Source organism: Parundibacterium terreum (genome assembly GCF_014636315.1).
GTDB lineage: Bacteria > Pseudomonadota > Gammaproteobacteria > Burkholderiales > Burkholderiaceae_D > Undibacterium > Undibacterium terreum.
Genome location: NZ_BMED01000002.1, coordinates 344536 through 369307, shown reverse-complemented (window position 1 = coordinate 369307; position 24772 = coordinate 344536). Strand labels below are relative to the sequence as shown.

Genomic DNA, 24772 nt, shown 5'->3' with positions numbered 1-24772 from the left:
AGTATCATTCAGTACTGGCAAATACCAACAATACCGACAAGAAGGTGGAATATGTGGCCTTACCCAAAAGTGATCGCCCACAGAGGCGGCGGCACTCTTGCTCCTGAAAACACGCTGGCAGCGATGCAATGCGGCCTGGACCGCGGTTTTCACGCGGTGGAATTTGATGTCATGTTATCAAAGGATGGCATACCTGTGCTGATGCACGATCCGGAATTCGGTCGCACAGTGGCGGGACAGGGCAGCGTGCCGCAGACACTGGCCGCCGATTTGCTGAAGATGGACGCGGGAAAATGGTTCGGTGAAGCCTTTGCCGGAGAGTCCGTGCCCACCTATGAAATGGTGGCGCTGTTTTGCCAGCAGCACGGCATATGGATGAATGTAGAGATCAAGCCGGCTCCCGGCTATGAAAAGGAAACCGGCAACGTAGTGGCCAAGCTGACGCGGCAACTCTTTAGCGCTGCATTGCCGCCCAATCCCATGCTGATGCAGGCCCTGCCGCTGTTTTCATCCTTTTCGTTTGACGCGTTGATGAGTGCGAAGCTGGCGGCGCCGGATATCCCGCGCGGCTTTCTGATGGATAAGATTACTCCGGATTGGCTGCAGCAACTGCAAGAGCTGGAAGCTGTCGCGCTGCATACCAGCCATAAAAACCTGACGCCGGAACTGGCTGCTGCCGTAAAGCAGGCTGGCTACGGTTTGTTCTGCTATACCGTCAACCTGCCGGAAAGGGCAACTGAGATCCTGGGTTGGGGCGTGGATGCGTTTTGCACTGACAGGATAGATTTGATCGGCGCAAACTTCATTTAGGGGCTATAGCAGTAGGGTTACGAATGCTTACACGGCTTACAGTTTGCAGGTAATCCGGTTGCGGGTATTCCCCGTTATTGGCTCATGGGCACGCAGCTCATTCGAAAACGAAGAATAATCTCCCTTTGAAAGGTCAGCCAATATGAAATCCGCTCACTTAGTTTCCATCCTTGTTGCCACTCTGTTCGCTGCTCCAGTGTTTGCTCAAAACACCAATACGCCAAACGTCGACAAGCGCCAGGAGGCACAGCAAGGCCGTATCGCCCAGGGCATTAATTCCGGTGCATTGACTTCCAAGGAAGCGACTAATCTGGAAAAACGCGAAACCAAGATAGAAAACGACAAGCAGGCAGCCAAGGCGGACGGTACCGTGACCAAGGCAGAGCGCGCCAAGCTGCAACACGAAGAAAACAAGACCAGCCGCAAGATATTTGCCAAGAAGCATAATGCAAAGGTGGCGCCAGCCGCCAGCTAAGACCCCAGAGCACTTCGGACTTAACTTCGGAAACCCGCCCTGTCGCGCTGACAGGGCGGGTTTTGTGCTTTATGGGGTAAATTACAGGAAGTTATCACGTATAATCAAAGGCTAACTTCTTATTTCCAATTAGACATCACCCTAACAAACCATATGAACTCGTCAGAAATTCGCGATAAATTCCTTAGCTTTTTCGAATCCAAAGGCCATACCAGGGTGCGCTCTTCCAGCCTGATACCGGGCAATGATCCGACGCTGTTGTTCACCAACTCCGGCATGGTGCAGTTCAAGGACGTATTCCTGGGCCAGGACAAGCGCAGCTATACGCGCGCGACCACTGCGCAGCGCAGCGTGCGCGCCGGCGGCAAGCACAATGACCTGGAAAACGTCGGCTACACGGCGCGTCATCATACTTTCTTCGAAATGCTGGGCAATTTCTCGTTTGGCGACTATTTCAAGCGCGATGCGATCAATTACGCCTGGGAACTGCTGACCGTAGTCTATGGCTTGCCAAAAGATAAACTGACTGTCACCGTTTACCAGGAAGACGACGAGGCTTACGGCATCTGGCTCAATGAGATCGGCGTTCCTGCCGAGCGCATCATCCGCATCGGCGACAACAAGGGCGCGCGTTATGCTTCAGATAACTTCTGGCAAATGGCCGATACCGGTCCTTGCGGCCCTTGCAGCGAAATTTTTTATGACCACGGCCCGGAAATCTGGGGCGGCCCTCCAGGATCGCCGGATGAAAACGGCGACCGTTTCATCGAAATCTGGAACCTGGTGTTCATGCAGTTCAACAAGGATGAGCAAGGCGTACTGCATCCTTTGCCCAAGCCATGCGTGGATACCGGCATGGGCCTGGAACGTATTGCCGCAGTCTTGCAGCATGTGCATTCCAACTATGAAATCGATACCTTCCAAAACCTGATCAAGGCTGCGGCACGCGAAACCGGCTGCACCGATCTGGAAAACAATTCTCTGAAAGTGATCGCCGACCACATCCGTTGCGCGGGCTTCCTCATCGTTGACGGCATCATTCCGGGTAATGAAGGCCGCGGCTATGTGCTGCGCCGTATTACCCGCCGCGCTCTGCGCCACGGCCACAAGCTGGGCCAGACCCAGCCTTTCTTCTACAAGCTGGTGGCTGACCTGGTCAAGGAAATGGGCGTTGCCTATCCTGAACTGGCAGAGGCCGGTGAACGTGTGGCGCAGGTGCTGAAGCAGGAAGAAGAACGTTTCGGCGAGACGCTGGAACACGGCATGAAAATCCTGGAAGCAGCCTTGGCCAAGGACAGCAAGCAACTGGATGGCGATACGGCTTTCACGCTGTACGACACCTATGGCTTCCCGCTGGATCTGACTGCCGACATCTGCCGCGAACGCAATATCGTGCTGGACGAGGCTGGTTTTGACGCGGCAATGACGCGCCAGAAGCAGACCGCCCGTGCTGCAGGCAAGTTCAAGATGGCTGCCGGTGTCGAGTACAGCGGCGACAAGACCAAGTTTGTCGGCTACGATAGCCTGAGCCATCAGAGCAAGGTAACGGCGCTGTATGTGGATGGCGTTGCGGTTAACGAAGTCAAGGCCGGCCAGCAAGCTATCGTGGTGCTGGATACGACGCCTTTCTACGCAGAGTCCGGCGGCCAGTGCGGCGATTCCGGCGTGCTGGCAGTAGAGTCCGGCGCAGTATTTGAAGTGACCGACACGCAAAAAATCCAGGCGGATGTATTTGGCCATCACGGCGTGCTGCAAACCGGCTCGCTGAGCGTAGGCCAGAGCGTCAAGGCGCAGGTGGCAACGGAAGTGCGCGCGCAAACCGTGCGCAATCACTCGGCCACGCATTTGATGCACAAGGCCTTGCGCGAAGTGCTGGGTTCACACGTGGCGCAAAAAGGTTCGCTGGTTGATCCGGAAAAAACCCGTTTCGACTTCAGCCACAATGCACCGATGACTGCCGACGAAATCCGCCAGGTAGAGGCGATCGTCAACCGTGAAATCCTCGCAAATAACGCAGCGCAGGCACAGGTCATGTCGTTTGACGACGCGGTCAAGGGCGGGGCAATGGCGCTGTTCGGCGAAAAATACGGCGATGAAGTGCGCGTGCTGGATATCGGCTTCTCGCGCGAACTGTGCGGCGGTACCCACGTATCGCGTACCGGCGACATCGGCCTGTTCAAGATTGTTGCCGAAGGCGGCGTAGCTGCAGGAATTCGCAGGGTGGAGGCGGTAACCGGCCAGGTTGCGCTGGCGCTGGTGCAAAACCTGAGCAACCGTGTCAATGAAGCCGCAGCAGCATTGAAATCTCAGCCGGAAGAGTTGACACAACGCATAGTACAGGTTCAGGATCATGTTAAATCCCTGGAAAAAGAACTGGCTGCATTAAAATCAAAACTGGCCGCAAACCAGGGGGATGAGCTGGTTGCCCAGGCAGTGGACATTAAAGGCATCAAAGTTCTGGCGGCAACGCTGGAAGGCGCCGACGTCACAGCCCTGCGTGAAACCATGGATAAGCTGAAAGATAAACTGAAGACTGCGGCGATCGTTCTGGCGGCTGTGAACGACGGCAAGGTCAGCCTGATCGCGGGCGTGACTGCGGATGCTACGTCCAAAGTCAAGGCTGGCGAGCTGGTTAATTTCGTGGCGCAACAGGTAGGCGGCAAGGGTGGTGGCCGTCCTGACATGGCTCAGGCGGGTGGTACCGATCCCTCCGGTTTACCTAAGGCGCTGTCTGAAGTCGCAACCTGGATTAGTGGACGCTTATGATCTTTATCCGCCGCGCCGAACTGAATGATGCCGCCCAGATTCAACGGGTGTATGCAAGTACCAACACTTATGCTGGAACCCTGCAATTGCCGCATCCTTCAGTGGAGATGTGGCAGGAAAGACTGAAGCAAGTCAATCCTGACGACACCTTGCTGGTCGCGGTGTATGACGGTGTGCTGGTCGGCACTGCCGGCCTGCATATCGAATCCAAGGCGCGGCGCCGCCATGCGGCCTCGCTCGGCCTGGGTATCGCAGATTCCTTCACCGGGCGCGGCATAGGCACTGCGCTGCTGGCGGAGTTGCTGAACCTGGCGGATAACTGGCTGAATCTGCTGCGTACGGAATTGACGGTATTTACCGATAATGCGCATGCGATACACCTGTATAACAAATTCGGTTTTGAAATCGAGGGAACCTTCCGTTCCTATGCCTTGCGCAACGGCGTCTATGTCGATGCGCATTCAATGGCGCGCCTGCATCCCAAGCAGCCGCGCATCCCTGTGACTGGTCGCTAGCACGCACTCATGACGGAACTCAAATTTTGCCCTGTTTGCGCGGCATCGCTGATACTGCGTGCGGATCAGCACGAGGCTGGCAAACAGCGCCTCGCTTGCCCGGAAGGCCATTGGACGCATTGGGATAATCCCTTGCCGGTATTGGCTGCGCTGGTGGAAGTGGAGGGACGCATCCTGCTGGCACGCAACGCAGCATGGCCGGAAAAGATGTTTGCGCTGATCACCGGCTTCATGGAGCGCGGGGAAACGCCGGAACAGGGCGTGGCGCGCGAACTGAAGGAAGAAACCAATCTGGATGCAGAGCAGATTTCGCTGATAGGGGTGTACGAGTTCATCCGTAAAAATGAAGTTATTCTTGCGTATCACGTCAAGGCAAGCGGCGATATCCGCCTGTCGGAAGAATTGCTTGAGTTTCGCCTGGTGGCGCCTGAAAAATTGCGTCCATGGCGTGCCGGCACCGGCTATGCGATGGCGGACTGGATGCGGGCCCAAGGCCTGGAGCCGGAGTTCATGGAATGGCCGACGTAAAGACCTTCTCCGGCAAAGGCTGGCAGGGCGCCCGGCAGAATACGCGCAGGGCTCTGGCTGCTCGCGGTAGTACAGCAGTAAAAACGAATTATCAACTCAGTCTTTTCATTTTCACCAATATTGTGCAAATTTGTTGTGAATAAATTACTGAGCCTGTATTAGTGTGTTGCGTTGCACCATCTAAGTAAATTTTCCGGTAGAATTGGTGCATTAATTATTGAGCGAATTTGCTTACGCAATTAGTTTTCAATTAGTTTATTCCTGCCACTGGAAACATCATGCAATTCAATAAAGAACTGGACGCGCGTGGACTGAATTGTCCGCTTCCAATTTTGAAAACCAAAAAAGCCCTGGCCGATATGATTACCGGCGAAGTGTTGCGTGTGATCGCAACTGATCCAGGTTCTGTCCGTGACTTCAAGGCCTTCTCCAAACAGACCGGCAATGAATTGCTGTCTCACATGGAAAATAGCCAGGAATACGAATACTTCATCAAACGCAAATAAGCAGTTGCCGGCTACCGGTTCCGGCAGCCGCGTTGAATATTGTGTAACATGCTTTAAAGCCCGCAAAGCCTGCTTTGTGGGCTTTTTTGTTGCATAATTTGCATTTCACAAACTGAAATTTCCGGCTTTAGGTGTAGGGCTCTAGCTTCAATGTGGCCTGAAGCGAACGATCGTGCTAAATTGTGCGACGTGTTGTCAAATTCGATTTATAATCGGCGGAGTTTACGTTTACGTCAATTCGCCAATTCCGTAATTTGCAGCCACGTGTTTGTCTCCACCTGTTGTGCAGGCTGTTGCGAAATGGGCTGAGCTGTCGTTGTGCAGGCAGGCTTATTCCGCAACATCCTTTGAGATTTATCGCGAGCTAAAGTAGCCGTAAACTATTCGTAATCCGTATCACCATCTCTGTTCAAATATCAGCTTATAAATAAAGGCAGACCCATGAAAGTCCTGGTACCAGTCAAACGTGTCGTCGACTACAACGTCAAAGTGCGCGTCAAATCCGATGGCAGCGGCGTTGATATCGCCAACGTCAAAATGTCGATGAATCCCTTCGATGAAATCGCCGTAGAAGAAGCCATGCGCCTGAAAGAGGCCGGCGTGGTGACTGAAGTGGTTGCTGTTTCCTGCGGCGTGGCCCAATGCCAGGAAACCCTGCGTACCGCCATGGCTATCGGCGCTGACCGCGGCATTCTGGTCGAAAGCGATGCAGAGTTGCAGCCTCTGGCCGTAGCCAAATTGCTGAAAGCATTGGCTGATAAAGAACAACCGCAATTGATCATCCTGGGCAAGCAGGCGATCGACGACGATTGCAACCAGACCGGCCAGATGCTGGCTGCGCTGCTGGGCTGGCCGCAAGCGACTTTCGCTTCCAAAGTGACCGTGGCAGATGGCAAGGCAACCGTGACCCGTGAAGTGGATGGCGGCCTGGAAACTGTTTCCCTGACTTTGCCGGCCATCGTCACCACGGACTTGCGTTTGAATGAGCCACGCTATGTGACTCTGCCTAACATCATGAAGGCCAAGAAAAAACAATTGGACAATGTGAAGCCTGCCGATCTGGGTGTAGACGTTGCTTCCCGCGTCAAGACGCTGAAAGTGGTAGAGCCGCCAAAACGCTCCGCCGGCATCAAGGTGCCTGACGTTGCAACGCTGGTATCCAAGCTGAAGAACGAAGCCAAGGTCATCGGCTAAGCATTGCCTGGCCGGATTTCAAGAATAATTTTCGGGGCAATGCAAAACGCCTTGCCCTGACTTCAATGTTAATGTGGAAGACATCATGACTACACTCGTCATCGCTGAACACGACAACGCATCCCTGAAGGGAAGCACCCTCAATACCATCACTGCTGCAAGCCAATGCGGCGGCGATGTCCACGTTCTGGTTGCCGGCCATAACGCTGCTGCGGCAGCGCAGGCTGCATCCCAGGTTGCTGGCGTGACCAAAGTATTGCTGGCCGACGCGGCACATTTTGCCGACGGCCTGGCTGAAAACATCGCTGAACAGGCTTTGGCGATTGCCTCTGCCTACAGCCACATCCTGGCGCCGGCAACTGCCTATGGCAAAAACATTCTGCCACGCGTTGCCGCCAAGCTGGACGTATCGCAGATTTCGGAAATCACCAAGGTCGATTCTCCTGACACCTTTGAGCGTCCTATCTACGCCGGTAATGCCATCGCCACCGTGCAATCTTCCGATGCAATCAAGGTCATCACCGTTCGTACTACCGGTTTTGATGCTGCTGCAACAGGTGGTTCCGCTGCAGTGGAAAACATCGCTGCGGTTGCTGATTCCGGCAAGTCTGCATTCGTATCCCGTGAAGTCGCCAAGTCCGATCGTCCGGAACTGACGGCCGCCAAGATCATCGTTTCCGGTGGCCGCGGCATGGGTTCGGGCGACAACTTCAAATTGCTGGAACCGCTGGCGGACAAGCTGGGTGCAGCAATGGGCGCATCCCGCGCAGCAGTCGATGCGGGCTTCGTGCCTAACGACTGGCAGGTGGGTCAGACCGGCAAGATCGTTGCTCCTCAGTTGTACATCGCTGTCGGTATCTCCGGCGCGATCCAGCATCTGGCCGGTATGAAAGACTCCAAGACTATCGTCGCCATCAATAAAGATCCGGAAGCACCGATTTTCTCGGTGGCGGATTACGGCATTGTCGGCGACCTGTTTGAAATCGTTCCGCAACTGGTTGCTGAACTGGGTTAATAAAAATTGGCGGGTGCATGCGTATGCGCCCGCTGCAGCTACAGGGACAGGTAACAGGTTTGAAATGATCGAGCCTCAGCCTGTCTTTTTCTTTTGGAGACATGGAGTAAAAATATGAGCTACGTCGCCCCGTTGAAAGACATGTTGTTCGTGATGAACGAACTGGCCGGCTTGTCCGCCGTGAATGCCTTGCCCGGCTGTGAAGATGCGACCCCGGAAACCGTGGAAGCGGTGCTGGAAGAAAACGCGAAATTTACCAGCGAAGTCATCGCTCCGCTGAACTGGGCCGGCGACCAGGCTCCCAGCTATTGGAAAGAAGGCAGCGTCTTCACCACCAAGGGCTTTAAAGAAGCCTTCAAGATGTACGGCGAAGCCGGCTGGCAGGGTGTGCAGCATCCTACGGATTTCGGCGGCCAGGGCTTGCCCAAGCTGGTGGCGACCCCTTGCATAGAAATGCTGAACTCGGCCAACCTGTCCTTTGCCTTGTGTCCTTTGCTGACCGATGGCGCGATTGAGGCCTTGCTGACAGCCGGCAGCGATGCGCAGAAAGCCATCTACCTGGAAAACCTGATCACAGGCAAATGGACAGGTACGATGAACCTGACCGAGCCGCAGGCCGGTTCCGATCTGGCGATGGTGCGCACCCGTGCCGTGCCGCAGGGCGACGGCACCTACAAGGTTTTCGGCACCAAGATCTTCATCACCTATGGTGAGCACGACATGGCCGAGAATATCGTCCATCTGGTGCTGGCGCGTACGCCGGATGCACCTGAGGGTGTGAAGGGCATTTCCTTGTTCATCGTTCCCAAATTCATGGTGAATGCCGATGGCACGCTGGGTGCTCGCAATGATGCGCATTGCGTGTCGATAGAGCATAAGCTGGGCATCAAGGCCAGCCCGACAGCGGTATTGCAGTTCGGCGACAACGGCGGTGCGATCGGTACCCTGGTTGGCGAAGAGAATCGCGGGCTGGAATACATGTTCATCATGATGAATGCGGCACGCTTTGCGGTCGGCATGCAGGGTGTGGCTGTTGCGGAACGTGCTTACCAGAAGGCAGTCAGTTATGCGAAGGACCGCGTGCAATCGCGCGATCTGGCAGGCTCTGCCGGTCCTGTGACCATCATTCACCATCCTGATGTGCGTCGCATGCTGATGTCCATGCGTGCGCAGACCGAAGGCGCACGCGCGCTGGCCTATGTGGCCGCGGCGGCCAGTGATGCAGCGCATCACCATGCCGACGAAGCGACCCGCAAGGCCAATCAGGCTTGCTACGAATACCTGGTGCCTATCGTCAAGGGCTGGTCTACCGAGATGTCTCTGGATGTGACTTCTACCGGCGTACAAGTGCATGGCGGCATGGGTTTCATTGAAGAAACCGGTGCGGCGCAACACTATCGCGATGCCAAGATCCTGACCATCTACGAAGGCACTACCGCGATCCAGGCCAACGATCTGGTAGGGCGCAAGACAGCGCGCGATGGTGGCGCTACGGCCAAGGCCCTGATTGCGCAGGTACGCAAGACCGAAGCAGAACTGGCGGCAGTGCAGTCTGCTGATCTGGCGGCAATCCAGCGCCAGTTGGCAGCCGGCTCGCAAGCGCTGGAAGATGTGGTGACTTATGTTGCCGCCAATTTCAAGGCCGATATCAAGGGTGTGTTCTCAGGCAGCGTTCCTTACCTGAAGCTGGCGGGCATAGTGCTGGGTGGCTGGCAAATGGCGCGCGCAGCATTGATCGCGCAGCAGAAATTGCAGGCAGGCGACGGTGATGCCAAGTTTTACCAGGCAAAAATTGCAACGGCACGTTTCTTTGCCGATCATATTTTGTCCGCTGCCAGCGGTATCCGTACTTCCATCGTTGAGGGCAGTGCGGGCGTGATGGCGATACCGGAAGATCAGTTTTAATTCTTGAGTTACTGCTGAATTATTGCTGGGCTGTTCGCCGCAAAAAAAGCGGCCCTGTTGCCAGGGCCGCTTTTGTATTGAATGCCAGGCTTTGTTTTTAGCCGTAGGCGCCGCCGGTATATAGCAAGTCAAATGTGCGGGCCAGCACGGCGATCATGAAACCTGCTCCTATGCCTACGGTCAGCACCAGTATCAGTGCCAGCAGCCATGAGGAATCACTGGTCTGGCCGGACGCGGGATTGTATTTGGCATCCCATTTTTCGTCGGAGCTGAGGCCCAGCACCAGGGCTTCCACCACGCTGACGAGTTGGGACAGTACCAGCAGGCTGTAAGTCAGCAGCATCGGCTGGCCGAAATACAGGTTGCCCAGAATCAGCGAAATGGGCAGCGTAATGAAATGCAGCCAGCCTGCCTTGTCTTTCCAGCCATGCAGGTAGAAGCGGTGTGCGCCTATGCTGCCAAGCACGGCGGCCAGGAAGGTCGCTTTGGTTTTATTTTTATGGGTATTGTTCATGATCCGTGGATGTGAGGCTGGCGAAAAGCATGATTCTAGAGCAAGGGCATGCAGCGCGCTGTTATAAATTGCGCAAGTGAGAGTGAAAAAACGCTTGCCTGTTGTGCTTTATGTATTAAATTTGTAGGGGAATAGCCACTGTTTATCTGCCAAACCGGGATTGCACTTGCGGGGTGGTCCATAAACGGGCTATAATTTGCGGCTTTTTCCGCGTTTAGAACTTTTTTGGAAATATTATGGTCGTTATTCGTTTAGCTCGTGGTGGTGCAAAAAAGCGCCCTTTCTACAATATCGTTGCAACTGATTCACGCAATCGTCGTGATGGCCGTTTCATCGAGCGTATCGGTTTTTACAACCCGGTAGCACAAGGTGGTGCTGAGTCCGTTCGCGTTGCTCAGGATCGTCTGGCTTACTGGCAAGGCGTTGGCGCACAATTGTCGCCAGCAGTTGCTCGTCTGGTCAACACTAAGGCTGCAGCTTAATTTTTGGCTGATATGTCTGTTGGTGGAGTGCGTGTTCCTGAAGATTTAATCCTCGTGGGTTATGTCTCGGGAGCATATGGCATTCATGGTTGGGTAAGAATACGTCCTTATTCATCAGAAGCCGATGCCTTGATGTCGGCTAAGACCTGGTGGCTGGACAAGCCGGATATGCACGATGTCTACCGCATGGAAGTCAAAATCCATGGTGAAGACGTGGTTGCCCGGTTGGTAGGTGTTGTTGGCAGGGATGCCGCAGAAGCGCTGAAAGGCGCAACTGTCAAAATTTCCCGCAGCCATTTCCCTCCTTTGCCTGACGGCGAATTCTATTGGCTGGATCTGATAGGTTTGTCCGTTGAAAATCTTCAGGGCGAAAGCCTGGGCGTGGTCAGGGATTTGATGGATAACGGTGCTCACCCGATACTTCGTGTGGCCGCCGCCGATATTCCCGATACCGAGCTTGCCAAGCATGAGCGCCTTATCCCGTTTGTTGACAGCTTCGTTAAGGAAGTGGATCAAAAGGGTAAAAAAGTCCTTGTCGACTGGGGTCTCGATTTTTAGTAAATGTCAGAGGGGTGGTAGTGTGATGAGGTCAGAAAGCATGAGCAATGCAGTTTGATGTCATAACATTGTTTCCTGAGATGTTTGCTGCGCTGACGCAATCCGGGGTGACCCGCCGTGCGTTCGAGCAAAAAAAATGTGAGCTTGCCCTGTGGAATCCACGCGATTTCACGACGGACAGGCATCGTACTGTCGATGATCGCCCCTACGGTGGCGGTCCCGGCATGGTGATGCTGGGTAAGCCTTTGCAGGCAGCAATTGAGGCAGCCAAGGCGCGCCAGTTGCAGTTGCAAGAGGCTGGCAATCAGCCGGTCGTCGCACCGAAAGTGATTTACCTGTCGCCGCAAGGCAAGCAGTTGACGCACAGCCGGGTGATGGACATGACATCCTTGTCGGGTGTGGTGTTGCTGTGCGGCCGCTACGAAGCGGTGGACCAGCGTCTGCTGGACCGCTATGTGGATGAAGAGATCAGCCTCGGAGATTTCGTATTGTCCGGTGGCGAGTTACCTGCAATGGCGCTGATGGATGCCGTAATACGGCAATTGCCCGGCGTCTTGCATGATGACACATCCGCCGTGCAGGATAGTTTTGTCAACGGCTTGCTGGATTGCCCGCACTACACCAGGCCCGAAGTATTTGAAGATGTTGCTGTACCTCCCGTCTTGCTGGGTGGGAATCATGCTGAAATTGAAAAATGGCGGCGTGAGCGTTCTCTGGAAGCCAGTGTGCGCAAGCGGCCTGATCTGATACAGCAAGCGCGAGAAGCAGGTTTGCTGACGCGCAGCGACGAAAAGTTTTTGAGCAGTTTGTAGTAGGTAGTAAAAAAGGGCTGCAAGGCCCGATATCAAGCGTGGGTTTCGGCCTGCATGTTAAACCCCATCCTCTACTGAGCCTGGGCATCGCAAGATGACTCTGTAGCGTCAGCAAGATGGTATTCGGAGTAAAAAAATGGATCTGATCCAAAAATTAGAGCAAGAAGAAATTGCTCGTCTCGGCAAGAACATCCCTGATTTCGCACCTGGCGATACGGTCATTGTCAGCGTTAACGTAGTTGAAGGTACGCGTAAGCGTGCTCAGGCTTACGAAGGCGTTGTTATCTCCCGTCGTAACCGTGGTTTGAATTCCAACTTCATCGTTCGCAAGATTTCATCTGGTGAAGGCGTTGAGCGTACATTCCAATTGTATTCTCCGCTGATCGCTTCGATCGAAGTTAAACGTCGCGGTGATGTACGTCGCGCCAAGTTGTACTACCTGCGTGAACGTTCCGGCAAATCTGCTCGTATCAAAGAGAAATTGCCAAGCCGTAAGACAGCAGCTCCAAAAGCAGAGTAATATTTGCTTTGATGGTGTGTTGAAAAAAGGGATGCCAGCCGGTATCCCTTTTTTGTTTTGCAGGAGACATGGTTGGCCAAGCTTCTTTTTAACCCTGAGCAGTTACCGATACTATCGGTTGCCGATGAAGGCGGAATACCCGAATACCGTTTGACTGCCGACTGGCTGCGGCAGCATTTCCTCGACTTGCCCGCCTGGGCTGAAGAGACAGGTGATGAGCAACTGCTGGCCGCCATTGAGACTTTCCGCCCTGCGTCTGTGCTGATTCCTATTGTGATGCGGGAAGAGGGCCTGAGCCTGTTGCTGACGCACCGGGCTGCGCACCTGAATGATCATGCCGGACAGATCAGTTTTCCCGGTGGACGTTTTGAAGAGACGGATGCATCGCCGATAGAAACCGCGCTGCGCGAAGCGGAAGAGGAAATAGGCCTGGATCGCCAGCATGTGGAAGTGATAGGGCGCCTGCCGGAATATAAAACTGGCACCGGCTATCAGGTAACACCGATTGTCGCTTTATTGCACCCGCCGTTTGAACTGAAGGCGGATCCGTTTGAAGTCGCGGAGATATTTGAGGTACCGCTGGCTTTCCTGATGGACGCCGCCAATCACCAGCGCCGCGCCTTCCATTTGCCAAACGGCGCCGGCAAGAGGGTGTTTTACGCAATGCCCTATCAGCATCACTTTATCTGGGGCGCAACGGCGGGCATGTTGCGCAATCTGTTTCATTTGTTACGTGCGTGAAACTCATTGGTGATGGATCAATAGCGGCAAGGCAACGATCAGGCTTCATAATCCTGCAGAATCAGTTTACACTTGCCGCATTTGCAAATTGATTCTGTCCGTATCGCGCTGAGTCCTGTTCTAGTTGCGACCCGCTTGTGATTTACTGCGATTGCCAGATATAAAAACCCATGACATTTCTCTCCATACTTTTTGCATTATTGATCGAACAGCTGAAACCCTTGCGGGCAGATAATCCGATTTATCTGCAGATACAGAATCTGGCGATCAAGGTAGAAGCATGGTTTAACGCGGGCAAGGCCAACCACGGGCGCCTGGGCTGGTGGGTCATCGTGGCAGGGCTGACGATACCGACCGCCATCATCTATGGCATATGCCTGTACGTGAGCCCGTTTGCGGCCTTTGCCTGGAATATCCTGATTGTTTATCTGACCCTGGGCTTTCGCCGCTACAGCCATTACTTCACATCGATACAACTGGCCCTCAGTTCCGGCGATGAAGATGCTGCCAGGACTTATCTGGCGGAATGGACCAAGCTGGATACGACAGGCATGGATGTCTCTGAAATCTCCCGGATTGCGGTTGAGCGCGGCCTGATTGCGACGCACCGCAATGTGTTCGGCGTATTCTTCTGGTTCCTGATGCCGGTGGGTCCAGCTTGCGCAGTCATGTACCGTGTCGCTGAATATCTGTCCAAGGCCTGGACCGAGCCTGAGCACATGAAAAATGAAGAATTCGGCCTGTATGCGACCAAGGTTTTTTACTGGATAGACTGGGTGCCGGCCCGCCTGACAGCGGTTGCTTTTGCCGTAGTCGGCAACTTTGAAGATGCAGTCTATTCCTGGCGCAACTATGCCGACCGCTGGTCGGATGAAGTGGTCGGCATTATCCTGTCTGCCGGTGGCGGCGCGCTGGGCGTCCGCCTGGGTGAGCCGGAAGAGAAGGCGATGATATTGCAGGCCGATGCGACAGCGGTTGACGTGGATAATCTGGAAATGGAAAGCCAGCCTGGCACCGAAGCCACGCCCAGGGCGCTGCAGAGCGCGGTAGGTCTTGTGTGGCGTGCATTATTGCTGTGGATGTTGCTGTTGTTATTACTCTCCATTGCTGTCTGGCTATAACACGGGGAATCAAAAAATAGCTTATGCTGAAGGCCTGTTGTCTATCCGAAAACGGTAAGACAGCAGGCCTTAATCTTTCAACTATTCTTAAATGCACTATATTGGTGTGAGGCCATGCAATCGGCGTCTGACACATCAATTTTGACCGCGATGCGCTGGGAATCAAGTCTTCTATAAGATATAATACTGATGTCTGAATTTGATGTCCGAATCTGATATCTTTTAATGTTGGTGGAGGAGGTTACTCACCTCCATTCATCCGTAACCGCGAGCCGACCACATGGCCGATCCCACTAAAGATCAAACACCGATACGCGAGTTTTTCATCCAGGGTCTCACCAGTGATGGAAAACAGTTTCGTCCCAGTGACTGGGCCGAGCGTTTATGCGGTGCGATGTCCTGCTTCAAGCCGGATGCGGGCAGGAATGCCCATCTGCAGTATTCCCCTTATGTGCGTCCTATCCTGCTGAACGGCGTGCGCTCTGTTGTTGTCAACGAGGCATTGCGCGAAATCGAACCGCTGGCTTACCACTTTGTTGTCGATTTTGCCAAGGATAACGACCTGCAAATTATCGATGCCTGCCTGCTGCCGGACGGCACTGCCGCTGCCAAATAATCAAGAACAGCTTTTACGCCGTTTCTTCCTGCTCCGATGCGCGAAATGCCTGCGTGACTTGTTGACGCAGCCAGCGGTTGGCAGGATCATTTTCCACATTCTGGTGCCAGTACAGGTACACATCCCATGAAGGCATGGTAATCGGCAAAGGCATGATCTGATTGCCGAATTGCTGATTGGCGATACGCGCATAACCTTCCGGCATTGTCAGCAGCAGATCCGTCTGGCTGACCACCCGGCAAGCGGCAAAATAATGCTGGCAGCGCAGGCGTATCCGCCGCTGCAGTCCCAGCCGGCTCAACTCGAAATCTTCCAGCCCCGGCCCTTTGCGGCGTGAGCTGGCCAGGATATGTTCCGCCTTCAGGTAAGTGTCCAGATCCAGCGCCCCCTTTACGATAGGATGCCCCTGCCGCGCCATGACGACGGTCGTATCCTGGCTGATTTTCTCCCGGCGTATTTCATTGGGTAAAGGCAGCAGCATATCGATCGCCACGTCCAGGCTGCCGGCCGCCAGCTCGCTGACCAGTTCCCGCCTGTCCACCTGTATGGCTGCCAGATCAATCATGGGTGCCTGCCTGGTCACGCTTTCCAGCAGGGGTGGCAGCACGGTGGATTCCAGCACATCGCGCAGGGCCAGCGTGAACTGCTTGCCGGCCAGCGCAGGGTCAAACTTGCCGGTGTCCGCCAGCGTCACTTCCAGCCCGCGCAAAGCGGATCTGACGGGTTCTATGATGCTGCGCGCCAGCGGGGTGGATACCATTGCATGTCCCTGGCGCACGAACAGCGGGTCGTCGAACAGTTGCCGCAGCCGGTTCAGCGAGTGGCTGATCGCCGGTTGCGTCAAGTGTAGTTGCTGGCTGGCACGTGTGACGCTACCTTCGGTATAGATCGCCTCAAAGACCGTAAACAGGTTCAGGTCTATTTTTGATATATGCATAAAATTTATTGAGATCAATAATAACTATTCATTTGATAAATTATAGTCGAAGCCTTAAGATAAGCCCATCACCCGCCTTTAAGCGTCATGCGCAGCGCGGTCTAGCAAGCTACGGAGTTGGAAAAACAATGGCACAGATTTATCTTGTAAGGCACGGCCAGGCATCTTTCGGCAGTCAGAACTACGACCAGTTATCAGAACTGGGGCAGCAGCAGGCGCAGCATCTGGGGCAGTGGTTGGACCGGTCAGGTTTCTCGGCTTCGCGTGTAGTCGCAGGCACCATGAAGCGCCACCAGCAGACCGCACAGGCTTGCATGGCCGAGTTGCCGGCCGCAAGGCAACCGGCGAGCGAGTGGGAAATTGACGCCGGCTTCAACGAGTACGATCACCATGAAGTGATGGTCAGGCATGTACCTGCCTTTGAAGACCCGACAGAAGTGAAACGTTTCCTTGCATCCTCACCGAACGCAAAAAACGAATTTCAATCGATGTTCCAGGCCGCGATGGCGCGCTGGATGGATGGCAAGCATGACGCCGAATATGTCGAATCCTGGCCTGTATTCAGGCAGCGCTGCATCGATGCGCTGGAGCGCCAGATCAATCACGCGCAGCCTGCCAAAAGCATCGTCGTATTTACTTCGGGCGGCACCATTTCCACGTTGTGCCAGTACGTGCTTGGCATCCCGGATCGCAATGTCGCCGAACTGAACTGGTCGCTGGTCAACAGTGCAGTCACCAAGCTGATGTTCCAGACCGGCCAACCTGTGGAAAAACCGGGCCGTCTCAGCCTGAGCTACCTGAATAATTTCTCGCATCTGGAAGCTTTGAACACTCCAAATACTATTACATACCGCTAGGAGACAATATGGATGATTTATTTGATTTAAGCGGCAAAGTGGCGCTGGTCACCGGTGCCAGCCGCGGCATAGGCGAAGCTGTCGCCAAGTTGCTGGCAGCGCACGGCGCGCATGTGATTGTTTCCAGCCGCAAAGCCGAAGCCTGCGAAGCGGTGGTCGCCGCGATCACCGCTGCCGGCGGCAAGGCCGAGGCGCGTGCCTGCCATATCGGCGAGATGGCGCAGATCGACGCGCTGTTCGCCGATATCACCGAAGTGCATGGCCGCCTGGATATCCTGGTCAACAATGCTGCGACCAATCCCCACTTCGGCTCCATCCTGGAGACCGATGTTAGCGCTTTCCAGAAAACCGTCGATGTGAACATACGCGGTTATTTCTTCATGTCTGCTGCAGGCGCCAAACTGATGATCAAGAACGGTGGCGGCAGCATCATCAACGTTGCGTCCGTCAATGGCGTGACGCCGGGTGCCAACCAGGGTATTTATTCCATCACCAAGGCAGCGGTGATTTCGATGACCAAGGCGTTTGCGCAGCAATGCGCAGCAGAAGGCGTACGCGTCAATGCGCTGCTGCCCGGCGCCACGGATACCAAGTTCGCGTCGGCGCTGTTCCACAATCCTGTGATCATGGAAAAGGCGCTGACCCGTATCCCGATGAAACGCATTGCCGAACCGGATGAAATGGCCGGCACAGTACTGTATCTGGCATCGAATGCTTCCAGCTACACCACCGGTGCCTGCATCAATGTAGACGGCGGCTACCTGGCCAGCTAAAGCAATCAAGAAAATGAGTCATTTCACCGCCAGCAACCCCGACTTTGCGCAGCAACTGGTCAGTGCGGTTACTGCAATGCCCATGGCCAAGTGGCTGGGTTTGCGCTTTTGCGATGTGCGCCTGGGTGAAGTGAAGTTGGAAATAGGCTACCGCGAAGAGCTGAGCTTTACACCTGGAAAAATGCAGGCAACCGCGATTTTTGCCGCTGCCGATTTTGCTGCGGTTGCCGCCGCCGGAACCCTGCTGCCGGTGGGATGGGTGAATGCCAGCATCGATTGCAATTTAAAAATAGTCGCTCCCGGCGATGGTGAAAAATTGCTGGCGCGTGGGCGCGTAATCACTCCGGGGAAAATGATTACGGTCTGCGCAGCCGACGTTTTTTCGGTTCGGGACGGCAAGGAAACTTTGTGTGCTACGGCACTTGCCACAGCGCGAAATATTGACACCGGACGGCATTAGTTTTGCCGTCTTCTACATAACCAACACGATGGCCTTTGCGCCTGATTAAGGAGAAACAGATGGATTTTCAGTACAGCTCTAAAGTGAAAGACCTGCAGGCGCGCCTGATCGCTTTCATGGATGCGCATATTTATCCGAATGAAGCAAAGTTCTACGCCGAAGTGGAAGCCAACCGCAAGGCAGGCAACGCCTGGGTGCCGACTAAAATTGTCGAAGAACTGAAAGAAAAAGCACGCTCCGCCGAACTGTGGAATTTGTTTTTGCCTGAGTCCAGCCATGGTGCCGGACTGACCAACCTGGAGTACGCGCCCCTGTGCGAAATCATGGGCCGTGTCATCTGGGCACCGGAAGTATTCAATTGCGGCGCGCCCGACACCGGCAACATGGAAGTGTTCGCCCGTTATGGCACCAAGGAACACCAGAAGCAATGGCTGGAACCACTGCTGAACGGCGAGATCCGTTCCTGCTTCGCGATGACTGAGCCTGCGGTTGCCTCGTCGGATGCGACTAATATCGAATCTTCGATAGTGCGCGACGGCGATGAATATGTGATCAATGGCCGCAAATGGTGGTCATCCGGTGCCAACGACCCGCGCTGCAAGGTCTTCATTTTCATGGGCAAGAGCGATCCGGACAATGCGGATCGCCATAAGCAGCAGTCGATGATCATTGTGCCGCGCGATACACCGGGTGTGACGATTAAGCGCAACCTGCCGGTATTCGGCTATGACGATGCGCCGCACGGCCACGGCGAAGTACTGTTTGAAAACGTCAGGGTGCCTGCTTCCAATATGCTGTTGGGTGAAGGCCGCGGTTTTGAAATTGCGCAGGGCCGCCTTGGACCTGGCCGTATCCATCACTGCATGCGCCTGATCGGATTGGCAGAACGTGCGCTGGAAGACATGTGCAAACGCTCGCTGAGCAGGGTTGCCTTCGGCAAGCCGGTGGCGGAACAGGGTGTCACGCTGGAACGCATTGCGAACAGCCGCATCCTGATCGACCAGGCCCGCTTCCTGGTCTTGAATGCCGCGCAGATGATGGACACCGTAGGCAACAAGGCGGCAGCAAAAGAAATCGCGATGATCAAGGTTGCTGCGCCGAATATGGCTTGCACCGTGATTGACTGGGCGATCCAGGCGCACGGCGGCGGCGGCGTTTCAAATGATTTCGGTGTGGCGTATGCGTATGCGCAAGCGCGCACCTTGCGTATCGCCGATGGCCCGGATGAAGTGCACCGTAACCAGATCGGCAAGATGGAATTGAAAAAATACCGTTAATTCATCTTGCTGTGCTGCGCAGTGCTGTAGTTGCAGCAATAAAAAACAACGTCATTCCGGCTTCGGCCGGTTTGGCGTATTGGCGTTTCCGGTATGTGGGTATATGGGTTTGCAGGTTTTCCGTCCCCAGCCTTTAATTGTGATGAGGATGCAATATGACAGAGATTAACTTCAAGGATAAGTCCGTACTGGTCACCGGCGCTGCCAGTGGGATAGGCCGTGCTGCCGCACTCGCTTTTGCAAGGAGCGGCGCGAAGGTAACAGCATCCGATGTTGCCGTCAGCGGCGGCGAAGAAACGGTGGCGATGATACGTGCAGCGGGAGGCACTGCCCATTTCATCAGGGCGGACATCTCCAGGGCGGCTGATGTAGAGGCGCTGGTTGCGGCTGTGGTCGCGCAATATGGAAGACTGGACTGTGCCTTTAATAATGCAGGCATAGAGATAGAGCATTTGCCGCTGGCGGATTCCGATGAAGACAGTTTCGACAAAATCATGAACGTCAACGTCAAGGGCGTTTGGCTGTGCATGAAGTATGAGATACGCCAGATGCTGAAGCAGGGCGGCGGCACCATCGTCAACACCGCTTCCGTAGCGGGCCTGGTGGGAGCCCCCATGCAGCCTATCTATGCGGCCAGCAAGCACGCGGTGGTAGGGCTGACCAAGACGGCTGCGGCTGAGTATGGGCGTGCCGGCATACGCGTCAATGCGGTCTGCCCGGGCGTGATTCGCACTCCCATGATGGACCATGCTATAGAGCGGGAACCCAGGCGTGAGAAGATGATACAGAAACTGCATCCTATAGGCCGTATCGGCGAGGCAGAAGAAATCGCCAACGCCGCGCTATGGCTTTGCTCGGATTTGTCTTCGTTTGTAACAGGACATCAATTGGCGGTTGACGGGGGACTCACCGCGATTTAGTCTAGATTTAGTTAACAACAAGAGGGAAGCAAATTCCCCTTCGGGAAGAATGATTATCCACCCTAGCGAGAGAGACAATGAAAGAATTTCCCTGGATTAAATCCTATCCCGCCGGCGTGCGCTGGGATGCCGAATTGCCGACCATGCCGGTGCCGGCCCTGCTAGACAATGCTGTTGCCAAATGGCCCGAAAAACCGGCGCTGGACTTCATGGGCAAGAAAACCAGCTATAGCGAACTGCAGAAGCTGGTGGACCGCGCCGCCAAAGGTTTTCAGCAACTGGGCGTGAAGCCCGGCGTGCATGTGGGCCTGTTCTTGCCGAATACGCCGCATTACATCATCAGCTTTTTCGGCATATTGAAGGCAGGCGGCACGGTGGTCAATTATTCGCCGCTGGATGCGGAGAAGGTGCTGGAGCACAAGATAGAAGACAGCGAGACCGACATGCTGGTGACGCTGGATATGGTGATGCTGTATCCGCAAATGGCCAAGTTCCTCGGGCGCACTCGGCTGAAAAAACTGATCATAGGCAGTATTGCCGAGATGTCGCCATACCCGGATGCGGTACGTGCCAACCTGCAAAAGGCGAACCAGCTTTCTGAAATCCCTGCTGACGATGCACATCTGAGCTTCCAGCAACTGCTGGATAACGATGGCGCTTATGCGCCGGTACCGGCTGGCGATCCGAAAGAGACTATCGCTGTGCTGCAATATACCGGCGGCACTACTGGTTTGCCCAAGGGCGCGATGCTTACGCACGGCAACCTGACTACTGCCTGCAGCCAGATAATGGAAACCCTGAATGTACAGCCACGCGTGCTGACCGAAGGCGAGGAGCGCTTGCTGGCGGTGCTGCCGCTGTTCCATATCTATGCGCTGACGGTGGATATGCTGTTCGGCCTGCGCATGGGCGCAGAGATTTATCTGCATACCCGCTTTGATGTGGATGCCGTGGTCAAGGATCTGGCGGGCAAGAAGATCACCGTATTCCCAGGTGTGCCGACTATGTACACGGCGATCATCAATCATCCGGAGATACGCAACTTAGACCTGAGTTCGCTGAAGTTTTGCAACTCGGGCGGCGCGCCCTTGCCGGGTGAAGTATTGCAGCAGTTCCAGACGCTGACCGGCTGCACTTTGCTGGAAGGCTGGGGCATGACGGAGACCTCGCCTACCGGTACCTTTACGCCTCTGGGTGGAATACGCAAGTCCGGTTCCTGCGGTTTGCCTACTCCAGGCATCACCTTCAAATTTGCCAGCGTTGATGATGCAAACAGCTATGTGGGTATAGGCGAGCGCGGTGAGATTTGCGTGGCAGGCGGCAATATCATGAAGGGCTATTGGAAGAAACCGGAAGCCACTGCAGATGTGATGACGGCCGACGGTTTCCTGCGTACCGGCGACGTCGGCTATATGGACGAAGACGGTTTCGTTTATATCGTGGACCGCACCAAGGACATGATCCTGTGCGGCGGCTATAACGTCTATCCGCGCAATATAGAAGAGGCTATCTATGAGCACCCTGGTGTCGCCGAGGTCAGCGTGATTGGTGTGCCGGATGCTTACCGCGGCCAGTCGCCGAAGGCATTTATCAAGCTCAAGGCTGGAGCAGCTGATATTTCTCTGGAAGAAATGAAGGATTTCCTGAAGAGCCGTTTAGGCAAGCATGAAATGCTGCAGGAAATGGAAGTCCGTGCTGAATTGCCGAAGACGCCGGTCGGTAAATTGTCGAAGAAGGAGTTGTACGAGGAAGAGGCGCGCAAACGCGCTGCCGCAGCTTGAATCTCATAGACTGATTGATCAAGGAAGCCGGGCAAATTCGCGTTTGTCCGGTTTCCTTGCATCTGCTGCGCCAAATTAACTTGAATCGGGTAAAATTCCAGCAAAAATAACCAAGTATTTTTGTCAGGTATTTTTCCGTTAATTCACAATCAGCATGAGGTCAGGATGAAATTATTGGCATTCGCAGCGAGCAATAGCTCAAAATCAATCAACAAAAAGCTGGTCAGCTATGCTGCCGGTCTGGTCGAAGGCGCGCAGGTAGAGGTGCTGGACCTGAATGATTTTGAGCTGCCCTTGTATAGCTCGGACAGGGAGGCGCAATTGGGGCAGCCGGCGCTGGCCAAGGCCTTCCTGCAAAAAATTGCCGATAGCGACGCAATCCTGATTTCTTTTGCCGAGCACAACGGTTCTTATTCTGCTGCGTATAAAAACCTGTTTGACTGGTGTTCCAGGATCAATCCCAAGGTTTATCAAAACAAGCCTGCGGTATTTTTGTCCACATCGCCGGGCCCGGGTGGCGCGGCCAATGTGCTTGCGTCGGCGAAGACTTCCGCCCCTTATTTTACGGCGAACCTGAAAGCCAGTTTGTCCGTGCCTCGCTTCAATGAAAACTTTGATGCAGAGGCCGGTGCGCTGCGCAATGCCGACCTGCAAAAGCAATTGCTGGATGCCTTGTCATTACTAAACGCAGCTTAGCCTTACCCCGCTTACTGCATCTGCAATATCAAAAAAGCCCCTGCAATATGGAGCACATCCATGTTGCCGGGGCTTTTTATTGGGTTAATCCAAGCCTGGGATCAGACCCTGTTTAGGGCTCCTTGCACAGGCAGTGCGTGAGTGCCAGATAGGACTTGCGGCCGTCGGTGAGATCGCTCAGCCAGAAAAGATCGTGCGCCATTTCGCGTGCTGCCGACGGCGGAATACCGGTAGGTACCAGGGCCAGCTTGAACTGGTCGTCCAGCACCTTGGCTACCGTGCCGCCGAACAGGTTGAACACTTTATCCAGTTTGCCCGGCTCGCGTTCTATATAGCTGACGCGGTAGTCAGTACCCAGCTTGGCGCGCGCAGCGGCAGATTTCAATGCATCACCGTAGCTGCCTACGGTATCAACCAGACCTCTCTCCTTGGCTTGCAGACCTGTCCAGACGCGGCCCTGTGCGACTTCGTCGATTTTTTCAGGCGTGGTCTTGCGAGCCTTGGCAGCCTTGCCGGTAAACTCGGCGTAGATATTATTGATGCCGGATTGCACCACTGCAGCGAAGCGCGGGTCCAGCGGACGTAGCGGATTGTAGGCATCACTGAGCCAAGTGGTCGTAGTACCGCCGGTATGCACGCCTATCTTGTCTATGGCCTTGTCGGCAGTCGGCAGGATTGCGAACACACCGATGGAACCGGTAATCGTCGCCGCATCGGCAATGACTTCATCGGAAGCCATGGAGATCCAGTAACCGCCGGATGCCGCCACGTTACCCATCGAAACCACTACCGGCTTGCCGGCTGCACGGGTCAGCTCCAGCTCGCGGCGTATCAGCTCGGAACCGAAGGCGCTGCCGCCTGGCGAATTGACACGCAGCACGATGGCCTTGATCTGGTCATCCTCGCGCGCCTTGCGTATCAGGTTGGATGTGGACAGGCCGCCAATGGACCCAGGAGGCGCATTGCCGTCACTGATATCGCCTTCTGCGACAACGACGCCAACAGCATTCCCCAGAACCTTGGGTTTGATGCTGGCCTGATAATCGTCAAAGGATATCTGGCGGAAGGACTTGTTCTGCTCATCCTTGATGCCACGGGAGATCATTAGCTGACGCAATTCGTCACGGGTTTTCAGGCCATCTACCAGCTTGCTGGCCAGCGCCAGTTTGGCGACGTCGCCGCCAACTGCAGCCAATTGCTGCGGCAAATCATTGATGCCGCGCATGATGGCGCCGGCAGGCAGTTTGCGCGCTTTTTCCACGTCGTCGGTATACATTGCCCACATCGCATTGTATAAAAAGCTTTCAGCCTCGTTGGCAGCATCGGACGGGGCATTGGCGATATACGGTTCGGCAAAGCTCTTATAGGTGCCGACCTTCATTAGATTGACGGTAATGCCCAGCTTGTCCAGCGCATCGCGATAGTAATTGCGATAGCGGCCAAAGCCGTTCAGCATGATGGTGCCCATAGGGTGCAGGTAAACTTCGCTGGCATGCGCTGCCACCAGGTACTGGCGCTGGTCGTAGCTGGAGCCCCAGGCAATCACCGGCTTGCCGCTGGCCTTGAAGCGATCAATCGCCGCCGCCACTTCGCGCAGCATAGGCATGCCAGCGCCTTGCAGATCATCCAGCAGCAGCACTGCGCTGCTGATTTTAGGGTCCTTGGCTGCGGCGTCCAGCACTTGCAGCACATCGCGCAATTGCACGGTTCTCTTGACGTCGCCTTTCGCTTCCGCCAGTACCGTGTCGCGCACGCTGCTGGAATTTTGCTCCACCATCTGGCCTTTCAGATCCAGCAGCAATGCAGTCTTGTCTTCCAGTTTTTTTGATCCGCTGGTGGCGAAGCCGATGACAAGCAGAATAACAATCACCAGGAAAATCAGGTTAAAGACTGCGCGCCGGGTTGCGTCTAAGGCACGCCAAAGAAAACTGAAGCTGCGGCGTATAAAACCGGGTTGTGATGAAGACATCAATATTCCTTGAGAAGCGTTTAA

At 54.8% G+C, this 24772-nt stretch carries 26 protein-coding genes; 23 read left to right on the top strand and 3 right to left on the bottom strand.

Going from position 1 to position 24772, the window contains the following annotated elements; translation table 11 throughout:
• Positions 1-51: 51 nt before the first annotated feature.
• From ugpQ to IEW12_RS10630, 9 genes are all read left to right on the top strand, one after another.
• Positions 52-810 carry a glycerophosphodiester phosphodiesterase gene (ugpQ, locus tag IEW12_RS10670; RefSeq protein ID WP_188566038.1) on the top strand — a complete coding sequence of 253 codons (759 nt, stop codon included), beginning with the start codon at positions 52-54 and terminating at the stop codon, positions 808-810.
• 142 nt (positions 811-952) lie between these two features.
• Complete coding sequence (locus IEW12_RS10665) at positions 953-1285, top strand: hypothetical protein (RefSeq protein WP_188566037.1); 333 nt, start codon at positions 953-955, stop codon at positions 1283-1285.
• A 153-nt stretch (positions 1286-1438) separates the two neighbouring features.
• The gene (gene alaS, locus IEW12_RS10660) at positions 1439-4051 is read left to right on the top strand and encodes an alanine--tRNA ligase (protein WP_188566036.1); all 2613 of its coding nucleotides are present in this window, start codon (positions 1439-1441) and stop codon (positions 4049-4051) included.
• Positions 4048-4566, top strand: coding sequence for a GNAT family N-acetyltransferase (locus IEW12_RS10655; RefSeq protein WP_188566035.1), 519 nt, complete (start codon positions 4048-4050; stop codon positions 4564-4566). The genes alaS and IEW12_RS10655 overlap by 4 nt, the downstream gene beginning before the upstream one ends.
• Before the next feature lie 9 nt (positions 4567-4575).
• Entirely contained in the window at positions 4576-5094 is a 519-nt protein-coding gene (locus IEW12_RS10650; protein ID WP_188566034.1) for an NUDIX domain-containing protein, read from the top strand.
• A 278-nt stretch (positions 5095-5372) separates the two neighbouring features.
• Complete coding sequence (locus IEW12_RS10645; protein ID WP_188566033.1) at positions 5373-5600, top strand: sulfurtransferase TusA family protein; 228 nt, start codon at positions 5373-5375, stop codon at positions 5598-5600.
• A gap of 441 nt (positions 5601-6041) precedes the next feature.
• The gene (locus IEW12_RS10640; RefSeq protein WP_188566032.1) at positions 6042-6794 is read left to right on the top strand and encodes an electron transfer flavoprotein subunit beta/FixA family protein; all 753 of its coding nucleotides are present in this window, start codon (positions 6042-6044) and stop codon (positions 6792-6794) included.
• 85 nt (positions 6795-6879) lie between these two features.
• Positions 6880-7809 (top strand): electron transfer flavoprotein subunit alpha/FixB family protein, encoded by a 930-nt coding sequence (locus IEW12_RS10635; RefSeq protein WP_188566031.1) that lies wholly within the window; start codon positions 6880-6882, stop codon positions 7807-7809.
• 114 nt (positions 7810-7923) lie between these two features.
• Positions 7924-9714, top strand: a complete 1791-nt coding sequence (locus tag IEW12_RS10630) for an acyl-CoA dehydrogenase (protein ID WP_188566030.1) — start codon at positions 7924-7926, stop codon at positions 9712-9714.
• A 97-nt stretch (positions 9715-9811) separates the two neighbouring features.
• Here the strand turns inward: IEW12_RS10630 and IEW12_RS10625 are convergent, their stop codons facing one another.
• Positions 9812-10228 carry an NINE protein gene (locus tag IEW12_RS10625; RefSeq protein WP_188566029.1) on the bottom strand — a complete coding sequence of 139 codons (417 nt, stop codon included), beginning with the start codon at positions 10226-10228 and terminating at the stop codon, positions 9812-9814.
• 236 nt (positions 10229-10464) lie between these two features.
• Here IEW12_RS10625 and rpsP point away from each other — a divergent pair, with 236 nt between their 5' ends.
• From rpsP to IEW12_RS10590, 7 genes are all read left to right on the top strand, one after another.
• Positions 10465-10710, top strand: coding sequence for a 30S ribosomal protein S16 (gene rpsP, locus IEW12_RS10620; RefSeq protein ID WP_188566028.1), 246 nt, complete (start codon positions 10465-10467; stop codon positions 10708-10710).
• A 27-nt stretch (positions 10711-10737) separates the two neighbouring features.
• The gene (rimM, locus tag IEW12_RS10615; RefSeq protein ID WP_371874540.1) at positions 10738-11268 is read left to right on the top strand and encodes a ribosome maturation factor RimM; all 531 of its coding nucleotides are present in this window, start codon (positions 10738-10740) and stop codon (positions 11266-11268) included.
• 47 nt (positions 11269-11315) lie between these two features.
• A complete protein-coding gene (trmD, locus tag IEW12_RS10610; protein WP_188566027.1) occupies positions 11316-12080 on the top strand; it encodes a tRNA (guanosine(37)-N1)-methyltransferase TrmD in 765 nt (254 codons plus the stop codon).
• 136 nt (positions 12081-12216) lie between these two features.
• Positions 12217-12600 (top strand): 50S ribosomal protein L19, encoded by a 384-nt coding sequence (gene rplS / locus IEW12_RS10605; protein ID WP_188566026.1) that lies wholly within the window; start codon positions 12217-12219, stop codon positions 12598-12600.
• Between the two features lie 72 nt (positions 12601-12672).
• Positions 12673-13341: a CoA pyrophosphatase gene (locus IEW12_RS10600; RefSeq protein WP_188566025.1), complete on the top strand. Its 669-nt coding sequence runs from the start codon at positions 12673-12675 to the stop codon at positions 13339-13341.
• A 170-nt stretch (positions 13342-13511) separates the two neighbouring features.
• Positions 13512-14462 carry a CobD/CbiB family protein gene (locus IEW12_RS10595; RefSeq protein ID WP_188566024.1) on the top strand — a complete coding sequence of 317 codons (951 nt, stop codon included), beginning with the start codon at positions 13512-13514 and terminating at the stop codon, positions 14460-14462.
• Positions 14463-14742: 280 nt separating this feature from the next.
• Positions 14743-15078 (top strand): DUF3579 domain-containing protein, encoded by a 336-nt coding sequence (locus IEW12_RS10590; protein ID WP_188566023.1) that lies wholly within the window; start codon positions 14743-14745, stop codon positions 15076-15078.
• A gap of 13 nt (positions 15079-15091) precedes the next feature.
• Here the strand turns inward: IEW12_RS10590 and IEW12_RS10585 are convergent, their stop codons facing one another.
• Positions 15092-16015: a LysR family transcriptional regulator gene (locus IEW12_RS10585; protein WP_188566022.1), complete on the bottom strand. Its 924-nt coding sequence runs from the start codon at positions 16013-16015 to the stop codon at positions 15092-15094.
• Positions 16016-16143: 128 nt separating this feature from the next.
• On the opposite strand from IEW12_RS10585, the gene IEW12_RS10580 reads away from it, so the two are divergent.
• The 7 genes from IEW12_RS10580 to IEW12_RS10550 all read left to right on the top strand — a co-directional run bounded on the left by IEW12_RS10580 (position 16144) and on the right by IEW12_RS10550 (position 22779).
• Entirely contained in the window at positions 16144-16872 is a 729-nt protein-coding gene (locus IEW12_RS10580; protein WP_188566021.1) for a histidine phosphatase family protein, read from the top strand.
• An 8-nt stretch (positions 16873-16880) separates the two neighbouring features.
• The gene (locus IEW12_RS10575) at positions 16881-17645 is read left to right on the top strand and encodes an SDR family oxidoreductase (RefSeq protein ID WP_188566020.1); all 765 of its coding nucleotides are present in this window, start codon (positions 16881-16883) and stop codon (positions 17643-17645) included.
• A gap of 13 nt (positions 17646-17658) precedes the next feature.
• A complete protein-coding gene (locus IEW12_RS10570) occupies positions 17659-18105 on the top strand; it encodes a PaaI family thioesterase (protein ID WP_188566019.1) in 447 nt (148 codons plus the stop codon).
• A gap of 59 nt (positions 18106-18164) precedes the next feature.
• Positions 18165-19382 (top strand): acyl-CoA dehydrogenase, encoded by a 1218-nt coding sequence (locus tag IEW12_RS10565; RefSeq protein WP_188566018.1) that lies wholly within the window; start codon positions 18165-18167, stop codon positions 19380-19382.
• A 155-nt stretch (positions 19383-19537) separates the two neighbouring features.
• Positions 19538-20302, top strand: a complete 765-nt coding sequence (locus IEW12_RS10560) for an SDR family oxidoreductase (RefSeq protein ID WP_188566017.1) — start codon at positions 19538-19540, stop codon at positions 20300-20302.
• Between the two features lie 77 nt (positions 20303-20379).
• Positions 20380-22083 (top strand): long-chain-fatty-acid--CoA ligase, encoded by a 1704-nt coding sequence (locus IEW12_RS10555; protein ID WP_188566016.1) that lies wholly within the window; start codon positions 20380-20382, stop codon positions 22081-22083.
• A 165-nt stretch (positions 22084-22248) separates the two neighbouring features.
• A complete protein-coding gene (locus IEW12_RS10550; protein WP_188566015.1) occupies positions 22249-22779 on the top strand; it encodes an NADPH-dependent FMN reductase in 531 nt (176 codons plus the stop codon).
• A 112-nt stretch (positions 22780-22891) separates the two neighbouring features.
• On the opposite strand, the gene sppA is transcribed toward IEW12_RS10550, so the two are convergent.
• Complete coding sequence (gene sppA, locus IEW12_RS10545; RefSeq protein WP_188566014.1) at positions 22892-24748, bottom strand: signal peptide peptidase SppA; 1857 nt, start codon at positions 24746-24748, stop codon at positions 22892-22894.
• Positions 24749-24772 lie beyond the last annotated feature (24 nt).

What these genes read in the sequence shown, in the direction of transcription:
- ugpQ (WP_188566038.1), top strand. Translation starts at nt 52, where the DNA reads ATGTGGCCTTACCCAAAAGTGATCGCCCACAGAGGCGGCGGCACTCTT.
- IEW12_RS10550 (WP_188566015.1), top strand. Translation starts at nt 22,249, where the DNA reads ATGAAATTATTGGCATTCGCAGCGAGCAATAGCTCAAAATCAATCAAC.
- IEW12_RS10580 (WP_188566021.1), top strand. Translation starts at nt 16,144, where the DNA reads ATGGCACAGATTTATCTTGTAAGGCACGGCCAGGCATCTTTCGGCAGT.
- alaS (WP_188566036.1), top strand. Translation starts at nt 1,439, where the DNA reads ATGAACTCGTCAGAAATTCGCGATAAATTCCTTAGCTTTTTCGAATCC.
- IEW12_RS10595 (WP_188566024.1), top strand. Translation starts at nt 13,512, where the DNA reads ATGACATTTCTCTCCATACTTTTTGCATTATTGATCGAACAGCTGAAA.
- rplS (WP_188566026.1), top strand. Translation starts at nt 12,217, where the DNA reads ATGGATCTGATCCAAAAATTAGAGCAAGAAGAAATTGCTCGTCTCGGC.
- rpsP (WP_188566028.1), top strand. Translation starts at nt 10,465, where the DNA reads ATGGTCGTTATTCGTTTAGCTCGTGGTGGTGCAAAAAAGCGCCCTTTC.
- trmD (WP_188566027.1), top strand. Translation starts at nt 11,316, where the DNA reads ATGCAGTTTGATGTCATAACATTGTTTCCTGAGATGTTTGCTGCGCTG.
- IEW12_RS10585 (WP_188566022.1), bottom strand. Translation starts at nt 16,015, where the DNA reads ATGCATATATCAAAAATAGACCTGAACCTGTTTACGGTCTTTGAGGCG.
- IEW12_RS10645 (WP_188566033.1), top strand. Translation starts at nt 5,373, where the DNA reads ATGCAATTCAATAAAGAACTGGACGCGCGTGGACTGAATTGTCCGCTT.
- IEW12_RS10625 (WP_188566029.1), bottom strand. Translation starts at nt 10,228, where the DNA reads ATGAACAATACCCATAAAAATAAAACCAAAGCGACCTTCCTGGCCGCC.
- IEW12_RS10560 (WP_188566017.1), top strand. Translation starts at nt 19,538, where the DNA reads ATGACAGAGATTAACTTCAAGGATAAGTCCGTACTGGTCACCGGCGCT.
- IEW12_RS10665 (WP_188566037.1), top strand. Translation starts at nt 953, where the DNA reads ATGAAATCCGCTCACTTAGTTTCCATCCTTGTTGCCACTCTGTTCGCT.
- IEW12_RS10650 (WP_188566034.1), top strand. Translation starts at nt 4,576, where the DNA reads ATGACGGAACTCAAATTTTGCCCTGTTTGCGCGGCATCGCTGATACTG.
- IEW12_RS10590 (WP_188566023.1), top strand. Translation starts at nt 14,743, where the DNA reads ATGGCCGATCCCACTAAAGATCAAACACCGATACGCGAGTTTTTCATC.
- IEW12_RS10640 (WP_188566032.1), top strand. Translation starts at nt 6,042, where the DNA reads ATGAAAGTCCTGGTACCAGTCAAACGTGTCGTCGACTACAACGTCAAA.
- IEW12_RS10570 (WP_188566019.1), top strand. Translation starts at nt 17,659, where the DNA reads ATGAGTCATTTCACCGCCAGCAACCCCGACTTTGCGCAGCAACTGGTC.
- IEW12_RS10575 (WP_188566020.1), top strand. Translation starts at nt 16,881, where the DNA reads ATGGATGATTTATTTGATTTAAGCGGCAAAGTGGCGCTGGTCACCGGT.
- sppA (WP_188566014.1), bottom strand. Translation starts at nt 24,748, where the DNA reads ATGTCTTCATCACAACCCGGTTTTATACGCCGCAGCTTCAGTTTTCTT.
- IEW12_RS10565 (WP_188566018.1), top strand. Translation starts at nt 18,165, where the DNA reads ATGGATTTTCAGTACAGCTCTAAAGTGAAAGACCTGCAGGCGCGCCTG.
- IEW12_RS10655 (WP_188566035.1), top strand. Translation starts at nt 4,048, where the DNA reads ATGATCTTTATCCGCCGCGCCGAACTGAATGATGCCGCCCAGATTCAA.
- IEW12_RS10630 (WP_188566030.1), top strand. Translation starts at nt 7,924, where the DNA reads ATGAGCTACGTCGCCCCGTTGAAAGACATGTTGTTCGTGATGAACGAA.
- IEW12_RS10635 (WP_188566031.1), top strand. Translation starts at nt 6,880, where the DNA reads ATGACTACACTCGTCATCGCTGAACACGACAACGCATCCCTGAAGGGA.
- IEW12_RS10555 (WP_188566016.1), top strand. Translation starts at nt 20,380, where the DNA reads ATGAAAGAATTTCCCTGGATTAAATCCTATCCCGCCGGCGTGCGCTGG.